Below are 11,031 nucleotides of genomic sequence, written 5' to 3' on the forward strand. Positions count from 1 at the left end.
ATATTCGGCTTTGATTCCTAGTAATTTTCCTATATAATTAAGAGTAGACATATTGAGTAAACATCCTTTCGTAATGGTTTCGTCGCTTTTATTGTAACGGATTTTATTCAATATGTCTTTTTTGTATAAAAAAGTAGGCGCCAAGAGGACACGCAACTTGCGTTTCTCTTTAGCGCCCCAAAATAAATTATAGAACCGTATTATTTACAAATTTGACCATAGAGGCATGTGCTATTTGACCAGGTGTATTTAATAAAGGAATATCATGATCTACTAGCAGTTTATTTACACTGTTTCGCCAATAAGCAAGAGTTAAATCCTTTTTTAATTTTACCCTTAGTTCGGCACTTTCTAAAAAGATGGATACTAATCTATTTAAGGAATCAACTTCATTATGGGTTAAGTAATTCTTGGCGATAGTAATATCTTGTTTTCGTACAATTTTACCTTTTCAAGAGGTTAATGCCATATTGGGTTTATTTGCATCTGCTCGTGATATGATAAGTTCAGCAGCTGTTTTTCCTGTTACACCATAGATAAGTTTATTTTGTGTTTCAGTGAAAAATTTTGTGGTTTCAATATCTGTTTTATCATAGTCTGACGATAGGGCAAATAAATCTTTTAATTTTTGGTAAAAACGTTTTTCGCTTGCCCTAATATCTCTGATTTGTTCTAATAACTCATCAAAGTAATCAGGGCGACCATCCGGATTTTTAAGACGTTCAGAATCAATAATAAATCCTTTTTGCATGTATTCTTTTAATGTGGTATTAGCCCATTTTCTAAATTGAACACCTCTTTTAGAGCGGACTCGAAAACCTACTGCTAGAATGGCATTAAGATTGTAGAGGGTTACTTGATAGGTTTTACCGTCAGTTGCAGTTACCGAGGAATTCTCGGTAACTGCTTTTTTGTCTAATTCATTATCTGAAAAAATATTTTTAAGGTGGAGCGAAATATTATCTGTAGAACATTCAAATAATTGTGACATACTTTTTTGTGTCATCCATACAGTTCCATCATTGGCATACAGCTTTACATTAGCTTCTCCGTCTTCTGTGTTATATATAATTATATTATCCATGAACTTACCCTTCTAAAATTCCTATACAACATGATAATAAAAGTTAATGTCTTCCAACTCATCTTCGAGATAATTGGATTCGTGAAGTATTCTTTCAAGTAATGAAACATGTTCACATTTAGAAAAATCGTCATTCTTGATATGGAATATTTCGTGTAATATTGCTTTGTGAGCTTTTTCTTCACAAAGGTTATTATTGACTAAGATAGTGTAAGAAATATCACAGTTTTTTTGTTAATGCATTTACGCCTCTTTCTAGTGGGACAATTAAAATATTAATATTCATGTGTGGTTAAATTACTCCGAAAAATCATTGTCACTACGTTCTTGTGACTTTAAAAAATTTACAAAATCTATAGTTTTCTGCATATTTTCATTAGATATATCTTTAGCAGCAGAAAATAAAATGCGAATCTCGGGGTTAGTACGCGCCTCTTCGGCGAGGGCGGCTACTTCAGGATCTTCATAGTAATCTTTTGTTTCTTCGTTGTTAGTCTCATCATACCCCATTAGCCATGTCGGACGTACGTTTAGGGCTTTAGCTATAATCGCAATTTTATCTTGTTTAGGGCTATACTTGTCATTTAGCCAGTCAGATATAGATGAGGCTCTAATAGAGGTCATTGCAGACAAGTCTGATTGAGTTATTTTTTGATTAATCATGGTTTCTTTGAGTCTTTTGCTAAATGAGTTCATAATATTACTCCTTTCCTGTTTTTATTGTATACGGAAAAACGGATAAAAATCAATGGATGAACAAAAAAAATACGGTAAACCGTTAATGAGTGGTATGAACGATTAGCTAATAAAGTGCCGTTTACTCAAATGGAAATTCATAAAGTTGCAACTGAGTCGTTAGCAAGAAAGTTAACACCAGCTTAGGTAGATTTAATTTTTTTAAACGTAAAACGGTTTTCTGTAAAACTTTACTTAAATAACTTAAAGGAATGTAAAAGAAGAGAACTGCTTATATGACAAAGATTAACAGTATTAAAACAGTAAGTATTAATGGGTTTGACGCTTTTATTGTAACGGATTTTATTCATTATGTCTTTTTTGTAAAAAAGTAGGCGCCAAGAGGACACGCAACTTGCGTTTCTCTTTAGCGCCCCAAAATAAATTATAGAACCCTTTTTACTCGTTTATGAATTGCTTTGGTGTCTAAACCTCCATATAATCCTTTATAATCATTGTTTGTAGCATGTTCAATTTCTTCGTTTACAACAACTTGACTGGTTGCTTCAGCTAAGGCTGAGTTATGTTTACGTAAGTCTTAACGAATAGGTTATTGTTTTTGGTTTTTAGTTAAATCTTTAAAGTGTTTAAATATTTCTTGTGGAATCACTCCCTATTCAACCATTCTATCCCTGTTGGTGAAATGGTCAAAGACATAATAATTATTGAATGTATCAAGTTAATACATTTACCTCTATTTATTTTATTTACCCACCTTAAATTTCATTTATTATGATTTATATGTATTTAGCTTATTGGTTTTATTCGCTGCGTTTAACTGTAATGATGTTTTCGATAGATTTTAGACTTAAAGTAAGCACGTCTAATTTGTTCCGGTGTTGGGGTGGCATATTTTGAAAACGCAGATTCCTCACGAACTACAATATCAGCATGAAGTGGCTTTGTATAACTCCCTACATGTAATAAAATACCTTCTTTTTCTTTGTTATACATGAAGTTATCGTCTCCTTAATTGAATTACTATATGGACTACAATAGGTAGTCGCTTCATAACTAGGAAACGCATTGAAGTGTATACGCGAAGGTATTGGGCAAATATGTTGTCTTTGGTCTTTGTTGTAACCACGTTCAATTCCTAGATACTCGTTAAATTAATAAAAAATGAAATTTAGTGACCATTTATCGTCTATTATACTCTTTTTATTAATAATGTAAATAAAAAATATGACTAATAATTGTATAATTATAGTTTTTGTACTGGGAAATAAATTAAAAAATATATTATGGTTATACATATATATAAAGTAGGTTTTACAAATTATTTCACAATAGGTGAATTATGTATAGATATTAATGCCTGTGCTTAGTACATATACCCCTACCAGTATAAATACTATACCCTGCTAGGTATATTAGATAGTAAATTTTCGATGAATTTACATAATTTATGAACAAATAATAACAGTTTGTTCTTTTTTGAGAAAAAATAACAATAATTCATGACTAATAATTGACAGAATACAAATGGATAGGATACCATAATAGCGATATAGGTTTTATTTTACAAGTTGTTAATAATAGACTATTGCTAATTCTATAATGAACTTCATGTTGTAAGTGTCGGGTATGCCGAGCGATAATAAGAGGAAAATAGGTGTAAATCCTATGCTGCCAAACAGCTGTAAATGAGGAATCGATTTCAATAAAGAGTCACTGGGAAACTGGGAAGGCTAGAAGTCGATGATGAGTCATGAGCCAGAAAGCCTGCTTATAACAAATTAGCTATTACACAATAAGTTCCGTGTTATAGGATTAATTTGTTGTCGATTACATACTCGCTCTTTCAAAGAGCGAGTTTTTTTATTGGGTAAAGGAATAGCTATATTAGGGAGGACGAGGAATGGTAAAGAGAACACTGCAGCATGTAGGGCAAGTGTTAGTTACATTAATAGGGGTTACCTTTTTGACCTTTAGTTTAAGCTTTCTGGCACCTGGCGATCCAGTACTCATGCTTTTGGAAACAGCCGATACCATCGTTTCACAAGAACTGATTGACCAGACAAGACAAGATTTAGGATTAGATAAACCATTTTTAGTGCAGTATGGTAATTGGCTTATGCACGCTGTACAAGGAGATTTGGGGATGTCATATTCCGCCAAAAAGCCTGTGGTGGATAAGATGATGGAAGCCTTGCCAGGGACACTGATGTTAGCTGGTGTCACAATTGTTATGATTCTAGCTATGGCGGTGCCTTTAGGTATTATAGCCGCTTTACATCAAAATAAATGGCCTGATTTTTTAATTCGTGGCATTGCCTTTATTGGTATATCCTTACCAGCCTTTTGGCTAGGCCTTATGCTATTGTATATTTTTGGTTATAAATTGGGCATTGCTCCCATTGCGACGGCTACGGTTTCTTTAAAAAATGCTATTTTACCAGCCTTTACCTTAGCCTTTGCCTTAATGTCTAAGTTTATGCGTCAGGTGCGCCTAGTTATTTTAGAGGAAATTAATAAAGACTATGCAGTAGGTGCACGTGCTCGTGGTATGGGGCATATGGAAATTATGTTCCGCCATATTTTACCCAATGCATTTTTACCATTATTAACAATCTTCGGCATGTCTATGGGATGGTTATTAGGGGGTGTAGCCGTAGTAGAAATGGTCTTTTCTTGGCCTGGTCTTGGCAAGATGGCGGTACAAGCCATTACTTTTCGTGATTATCCGTTGATTGAAGGCTTTGTACTTTGGGCATCCATTGCGTATATGTTGATTAATGGCATTATTGATTATTCCTATACTATTTTGGATCCACGATTGAAACGGGGGAGCCAATAATGAATGAATTTATTAGAACACATAAAGCTTTTTCGTTTTATTCGGCCTTAGTTTTGTTAGTCATTCTCATAGCGATTTTTTCACCTTGGTTGGCACCGCATGATGCCTTTGCTTCTGATTTGGGGAATGCATTGAAGCCGCCTAGTGATACGCATTGGTTTGGTACGGATAAATTAGGCCGTGATGTACTGTCGCGTATTATTTATGGCACAGGCCTATCTTTGTTTATGGCGTTTACCATCGTATTTTTAGTAGCTTCTATTGGCACGATTGTAGGCTCGGTGGCAGGCTATTTTGGTGGTGTTGTGGAAATGGTACTCATGCGGATTTGTGACATTATGATTTCCTTTCCTGGTATTGTGTTAGCCATTGCTATTGCTGGTATTATGGGCGGTAGCGTGGGCAATACTATATTGGCTCTCACTATTGTAGGCTGGGCAAAATATGCACGGTTAGTGCGTAGTTTAGTTATTAAAGTACGTCAAGAAGATTATATTGCGGCCGCTATTATGAGTGGTGGTACCTCTTCCGTTATTTTACGGCGTCATATTTTACCTAATAGTATGCCCTTAGTGGTGGTGACGGCTAGTATGGACTTAGGGATTATGATGCTTGAAGTGGCTGGTTTATCCTTTTTAGGTTTTGGGGCCCAACCACCTACGCCAGAATGGGGTCTTATGCTCAATGAAGGACGGCAATATTTACAATTGGCACCGTGGCTCATGATGTTTCCAGGGGCGGCTATTTTGATAGTAGTAGCTATTTTTAACGTGTGGAGTGACAGTTTGCGCGATATTTTAGATCCTCGTCAAAAATAAGTCGTTTCAGAACACGGCTAAGCGAGTGATTTTAAATATATGTTAGTGTAATCAAATGTAAGCGTTAGGTTTAGGGTATGTATTTTAAGAAGGGATGTTGAGTATGAAAAAGTTTTGGCGTAAGGCACTCTTGGGCAGTGTAGGTGTTGTATTATGTGCTTCTTTGCTAGCTGGTTGTGGCAGTGAATCGGCGGATAATAAAGAGGTATTAAAAGTAGGGGTGACTAATTTTGCAGATACATTGGAACCGACTGATAACTTCTATGCTTGGGTAGTTATGCGCTATGGTATTGGTGAAACCTTGACTAAATTTGATAAGGAAATGAAAGCAACCCCTTGGTTAGCTTCAAAGTGGTCCTTAAGTGATGATAAATTAACTTGGACATTTATTATTGACGATAAGGCTAAGTTTTCTAATGGTAAAAAATTAACCGCTGCCGAAGTAAAAGAATCCATTGAACGAGCGTTTGCTAAGAGTAAACGAGCCGCTACGTTCTTTGAATATGATTCCATTACAGCTAATGGGCAAGAATTGACTATTAAAACAAAGAAACCTATGCCTAATATGCCCGGTCTTTTAGCAGACCCATTATTCTTAGTCGTGGATGTACAGGCTGAAAAAGAGGGTCGTAATTTTTCTAAAGAAGGTCCTATTGCAACCGGCCCATATAAAGTGGTGTCTTATAGCAAGGATAAATCCGTGCTAGCAGCGAATGAAAATTACTGGAATGGCACCGTACCATTTAAAACTGTAGAAGTACCATCCATTGAAGATCCAAATACCCGTGCTATGGCCTTACAATCTGGGGAAGTAGATATGGCGGTTAATATTGGGCCTGGTGAAATTGGTTTATTTAAAGGCAATGATAAATTCCAAGTGGATGAAATTGCTTCCTTGCGCGTAGTGTTAGCACGTATTAACCAAAAAGGCTTATTAGGGGATCCTAAAGTACGGGCTGCTTTTATTAGTGCTACCGACCGTAAAAATTATGCTGAGGTGTTGTTAAAAGGAACCTTTATTCCTGGTAAAGCGCCAATTCCGCCATCTATGGATTATGGTTTTGATCAATTGACGGATCCGAATGCCTATAATCCAGAACGGTCTAAACAATTATTAGCGGAAGCTGGTTGGAAAGATACCGATGGGGATGGCATTTTAGATAAAGATGGCCAACCATTATCTGTTAATTTTGTAGTATATAATAGTCGCGCTGAATTACCAATTTATGCGGAAGCGGTGCAAGCAGACCTTCGCAAAGTGGGTGTGGATGTAAAAATTAAAACGGTAGATTATACTTTAATCGATAAAATGGGCATTGATGGGGATTATGATTTGCTCATTTCCAACATTGTAACGGCCAATACAGGGGATCCGGAAACATTCTTGAAATGGTATTGGCAAACCAATGTAAATGGCAACAATCCTCAAAACGGGTCTGGCTATAGCAATCCAGAAGTAGATGCCAAATTAGATGCCTTATCTACTGAATTTGACCCTGCTGTACGTAAACAATTGATTATTGAAATCCAACAGTTATTGTTAAATGATGGAGCAGCCTTATATCTTGGGTATCCAATGACTAATATCATTGCGAATAAAGCGTTGAAAGGTGTAGTTATGTTCCCATCAGATTATTACTGGATTACCAATGATATTGCTAAATAATAGCGCGTTTCAGAAGGGGAGCCTGAAATAGAATCTGAAATAGAGTATATATGTAAATATATATAAAAGAGTATATAGATAATAAATTTGAATACACCTTTATATAAATGATTAAAATAAACGTTTATATATGGTTTCGTGAGAAAGGATGTGCGCGTACGGTATGACACGGGAGGCAGCACTGGTTGAAGTAAATAATGTAAGCATAGCCTATGGTGAGGCGGCGCCTTCTGTGACAGACGTCAACTTTTCCTTAGAGGAAGGGGAGGTTCTAGTAATTGTAGGTGAATCGGGTAGTGGTAAAACGACAGTGATTCGGGCTTTGATAGGTTGTTTATCCGTTGGTGGTCACGTAGTGGGAGGCCAGCTTCACTACCGTGGCCAAGACCTAGGTACTTGGTCAGAAGCAGATTGGCGCAAGTATCGTGGTACGGATATTTCTATGATTTTTCAAGACAGTGGTAGTGCTATGGACCCTATTCAAACCATAGGTAAGCAGTTTATTGCTCATATTCGCCGGCATAGTGGTATGACGAAGTCTGCTGCTGAAACGAGAGCTTTGGAACTATTGAACATGGTTTCTCTGCCAGGGGGAAAAGACTTGTTACAGCGCTATCCCTTTGAATTAAGTGGTGGTCAACGACAACGGCTAGGAATTGCTATGGCCATGGCGTTTACGCCTCATCTATTATTAGCTGATGAGCCGACTTCAGCTTTAGATGTAACGACCCAGGCGCAGATTGTAGAAGAATTGATGCGACTTTGCAAGCAAAGTAAAACAGGCATTATTATGGTTACCCATAATATAGGGGTAGCCGCCTACATGGCGGATAAAATTATGGTCATGCAGCAAGGTAAAGTGGTGGATTATGGATCTCGTGATGATGTTTTATTTAATGCTCATTCAGATTACACTGCTAAGTTATTAGAAGCAGTACCAACACTGGGAGGGACACGTTATGTTGACACAGTTGAATAAAGCAGATATGACGTTACAAAATTCCCTAGCTGCTGAAGCGGGTGTAGGCACGCCGGTTTTAGAAGTGAAATCCCTTTGTAAGGCCTTTCCATTGCCTACTGGTGGTACCTTGGAAGCGTGCAAACAGGTATCTTGGTCGCTATGGCGCGGGGAGTCTTTAGGTATTGTAGGGGAGTCCGGTTGCGGCAAGAGTACCTTGATGAAAATGATTATGCACATGTTAGAGCCTACGAGTGGTGAGATCTACTTAGACGGCGTTCGTATGGGCAAAGCGTCAGGCAAAGAGGCGCGAGAACAGCGACGCAAGATTCAGATGGTGTTTCAAGACTCTTCGCAAGCGTTTGATCCCCGTATGACAGTAGCTGATATTATTTGTGAACCACTGTATAATTTTGGCTTATTGAAACGTGGTGAAACGCTGGCTATCGCTACGCGGTATCTAGATATGGTAGGGCTAGACGGTTCTTTCGCTAAGCGTTATCCCCATGAAATGAGTGGTGGCCAACGACAGCGTGTAGCCATTGCGCGGGCCTTAGTATTAGAACCAGACATTATCGTGTTTGACGAAGCTACGTCGGCCCTTGATGTATCGGTGCAAGATGCTATTGCGAAATTGCTAGTTAAGTTACAAAAGGAAAAGAATTTAACATATTTATTTGTAGCTCATGATATTGCATTTATTCGTAGTATGTGTCATCGCGTGGTGGTCATGTATTATGGGGAAGTGGTAGAAGAAGTGGCCGCTAAGCATTTGACGGAGGCTAAACACCCGTATACACGCAAATTATTAAGTGCTGTCTTTGAAGTGACACCAGAGCGAAAACGAGTTGTAAGGTAATATATAAATACGATATACTTTAATAGGATGAAATAAATACTACTATATAATATATAGTAGTATTTATTATTATGGGCAGTTTTTAGTGAGAGGATACAAGACGTATGACGACCGTAGAACTGATTACACCGGACACAAATTGTGAACCGATTTATCAATTCTTAGTAGAACAGATGCAGGTGCATTATGGCAGGCCGTTAGATTCTGGGCGGAATCAACAATTTTTAAATTTAGCCGAGCAGTTTAATCCAGCTAAACGCAGTCAAGCCTATGTGGCTTATAATGAAACGGGCCAAGTTATTGGTACGGGCTGTTTGACACCATTAGCTGACCATGACCATCGCCCGTCTCATTGTGAAGACTTGCAGACTTGGGGCTATGTGTCGCGGATTTATGTGGCTGAAAATCTTCATGGTCAAGGCGTGGGGAGTAAGATTTACGAGGCCATAGAAGTATCAGCACAATTCTTTGGGTATACCCATCTATGTTTAAATACCCATAAGTTTTTAAATAAAGGCTGTTCCTTTTGGGGGCGCCAAGGTTATGTGGAATATGAAGATATGCAAGATGAATGGCAGACCATATGGCTTAGTAAAGAATTAGCACCCCTTGTTGAAGCGGCTTTGTAGGTATATAGCCGAAGTGGCTTTATAGTTATATATCCACAGAAAAATTGAGTTATACACAAGAAAAGTAGTACATATCCACAAAAAGAGTGACTTATCCACAGGTGGTGTATAAACCTGAATAGGCGGGGAGGCTTTCGAGTATGCGCATTGATACGGATCACATGGAATATTTTTTAGCCGTGGTTTATCATGGAACCATTACTAAGGCAGCACAAGCTTTACATGTGGCACAACCAGCCGTGAGTCGTAAGATTAAATCATTGGAGACTATGTTAGGTGTAGCTTTACTCGAACGGCAACCTCGCTTTGTTACGGTGACGACAGCGGGCCAAGCATATGCTCAAGTGTTTGAACAATATTTACAAGCTATGGCACAGGTACAAGGACAATACGGCCGTTTTAAAAAAGAAACGATTCGGTATGGTATGTTTTTGGGGTGGAATTGGCCAGAGCCATTAAAAGCATATATAGTAAACTTTCAAAAGGAACATCCCCATATACAATTGATTGGTACCAGTGAGGATGTAAAAGGACTGCGGGAAGGGCTTTTGAGTGAGCGCCTTGATTGCATCGTAGCTTTACAGGAGATGTTGCCTAACGCGAGGAGCCTTCAACAACTACCTATTGCTCAAGTGCATCGGGCTGTAGTGTATTCAAAAGGAAATTCATTAGCTTCGCGTAGTAAGGTAACCTTAGCAGATTTTAAAGATCAACCTTGTTATATGTTTCGCGATGAAGTGACAGACTCAGCTAAGGATATGGTGGCTGCTTTGTTTGCATCGTACGGTTTGCCGGCCCCTATAATTCGGGTAGTGAATAATTTAGACTCTGTAGTTATGGCTTTTGAGCAGGGCGATGGCTTTGCTTTGTTAGATACGTATCAGCGTATTATTCATAATTCGCAATTTAGTTACTTTGAATTACCTGAAACGAAGACTATGTACTTAGCGTATACTACAGACGGTAGAGAAAATCCTTTATTGGTACAATTTATAGACGGAATAAAGAATGCGTTACATGTATAGTTTGTCCGTTGTGAAAGGAAAGTTGTATAAAATTAGAATTCTTGTAAATATTTTAAGAAAAAGGGTTGACGAAGTTTTCTAAAAAGGGTATGATAGTTCATGTCCTCAATCACGGGACATCATAAAGTAACGATTAATATGGATAGTAATCAATAGTAGTCTATGCTTTTTGAAAAATGAGTGATGTATCGCTTTTGATTTTTAGAAATTATGTTGAAAATATTTTCTAAAAAGTGCTTGACACTGAAAATTGATTGCGATATAATAATTAAGCTGTCGCAAGCTGATAACAGCAAAGCGATGAAGCAGATCTTTGAAAACTGAACAATGTAAGGTAATCATTTCTAACGAAATGAACATAGCCAGAGTGCGGGTTTCAACAACGTTGAAACCAACCAAATAAATTCTAAGTTAGATAACTTCGGTTAAGCTAACAACAACGAAAACGAGCTAGCAA

9 protein-coding genes, 1 pseudogene and 1 riboswitch are annotated in these 11,031 nt (G+C 37.6%); of the genes and pseudogenes, 7 read left to right on the plus strand and 3 right to left on the minus strand.

The features are described from left to right. Positions 1–187: 187 nt before the first annotated feature. The 3 genes and pseudogenes from rhuM to VER_RS05635 all read right to left on the minus strand — a co-directional run bounded on the left by rhuM (position 188) and on the right by VER_RS05635 (position 2,773). A pseudogene (gene rhuM / locus VER_RS05625) lies at positions 188–1,084 on the minus strand (RhuM family protein). A gap of 297 nt (positions 1,085–1,381) precedes the next feature. Further along, complete coding sequence (locus tag VER_RS05630) at positions 1,382–1,780, minus strand: helix-turn-helix transcriptional regulator (RefSeq protein WP_162099899.1); 399 nt, start codon at positions 1,778–1,780, stop codon at positions 1,382–1,384. A gap of 813 nt (positions 1,781–2,593) precedes the next feature. Next, positions 2,594–2,773 (minus strand): hypothetical protein, encoded by a 180-nt coding sequence (locus VER_RS05635; RefSeq protein ID WP_162099900.1) that lies wholly within the window; start codon positions 2,771–2,773, stop codon positions 2,594–2,596. A gap of 605 nt (positions 2,774–3,378) precedes the next feature. Continuing rightward, positions 3,379–3,567, plus strand: a riboswitch (cobalamin riboswitch). 113 nt (positions 3,568–3,680) lie between these two features. Here VER_RS05635 and nikB point away from each other — a divergent pair. The 7 genes from nikB to VER_RS05670 all read left to right on the plus strand — a co-directional run bounded on the left by nikB (position 3,681) and on the right by VER_RS05670 (position 10,574). Then, positions 3,681–4,619 (plus strand): nickel ABC transporter permease, encoded by a 939-nt coding sequence (gene nikB / locus VER_RS05640; RefSeq protein WP_162099901.1) that lies wholly within the window; start codon positions 3,681–3,683, stop codon positions 4,617–4,619. Further along, positions 4,619–5,437: a nickel transporter permease gene (nikC, locus tag VER_RS05645; protein WP_162099902.1), complete on the plus strand. Its 819-nt coding sequence runs from the start codon at positions 4,619–4,621 to the stop codon at positions 5,435–5,437. The genes nikB and nikC overlap by 1 nt, the downstream gene beginning before the upstream one ends. A 103-nt stretch (positions 5,438–5,540) precedes the next feature. Beyond that, positions 5,541–7,103: an ABC transporter substrate-binding protein gene (locus tag VER_RS05650; protein WP_162099903.1), complete on the plus strand. Its 1,563-nt coding sequence runs from the start codon at positions 5,541–5,543 to the stop codon at positions 7,101–7,103. 148 nt (positions 7,104–7,251) lie between these two features. Further along, a complete protein-coding gene (locus tag VER_RS05655) occupies positions 7,252–8,082 on the plus strand; it encodes an ABC transporter ATP-binding protein (RefSeq protein ID WP_238390156.1) in 831 nt (276 codons plus the stop codon). Positions 8,083–8,089: 7 nt separating this feature from the next. Then, the gene (locus VER_RS05660; protein ID WP_238390157.1) at positions 8,090–8,920 is read left to right on the plus strand and encodes an ABC transporter ATP-binding protein; all 831 of its coding nucleotides are present in this window, start codon (positions 8,090–8,092) and stop codon (positions 8,918–8,920) included. 104 nt (positions 8,921–9,024) lie between these two features. Continuing rightward, complete coding sequence (locus tag VER_RS05665) at positions 9,025–9,549, plus strand: GNAT family N-acetyltransferase (RefSeq protein ID WP_162099905.1); 525 nt, start codon at positions 9,025–9,027, stop codon at positions 9,547–9,549. A 140-nt stretch (positions 9,550–9,689) separates the two neighbouring features. Then, positions 9,690–10,574, plus strand: coding sequence for a LysR family transcriptional regulator (locus VER_RS05670; RefSeq protein ID WP_162099906.1), 885 nt, complete (start codon positions 9,690–9,692; stop codon positions 10,572–10,574). The last annotated feature ends 457 nt before the right edge of the window (positions 10,575–11,031 follow it).

The organism is Veillonella sp. R32 (genome assembly GCF_010093125.1).
Classification (GTDB): domain Bacteria; phylum Bacillota; class Negativicutes; order Veillonellales; family Veillonellaceae; genus Veillonella_A.

Bases quoted from the DNA above. Each gene is read 5' to 3' on its own strand.
- VER_RS05630 (WP_162099899.1), bottom strand. From the start codon at position 1,780: ATGAACTCATTTAGCAAAAGACTCAAAGAAACCATGATTAATCAAAAA.
- VER_RS05635 (WP_162099900.1), bottom strand. From the start codon at position 2,773: ATGTATAACAAAGAAAAAGAAGGTATTTTATTACATGTAGGGAGTTAT.
- nikB (WP_162099901.1), top strand. From the start codon at position 3,681: ATGGTAAAGAGAACACTGCAGCATGTAGGGCAAGTGTTAGTTACATTA.
- nikC (WP_162099902.1), top strand. From the start codon at position 4,619: ATGAATGAATTTATTAGAACACATAAAGCTTTTTCGTTTTATTCGGCC.
- VER_RS05650 (WP_162099903.1), top strand. From the start codon at position 5,541: ATGAAAAAGTTTTGGCGTAAGGCACTCTTGGGCAGTGTAGGTGTTGTA.
- VER_RS05655 (WP_238390156.1), top strand. From the start codon at position 7,252: ATGTGCGCGTACGGTATGACACGGGAGGCAGCACTGGTTGAAGTAAAT.
- VER_RS05660 (WP_238390157.1), top strand. From the start codon at position 8,090: ATGACGTTACAAAATTCCCTAGCTGCTGAAGCGGGTGTAGGCACGCCG.
- VER_RS05665 (WP_162099905.1), top strand. From the start codon at position 9,025: ATGACGACCGTAGAACTGATTACACCGGACACAAATTGTGAACCGATT.
- VER_RS05670 (WP_162099906.1), top strand. From the start codon at position 9,690: ATGCGCATTGATACGGATCACATGGAATATTTTTTAGCCGTGGTTTAT.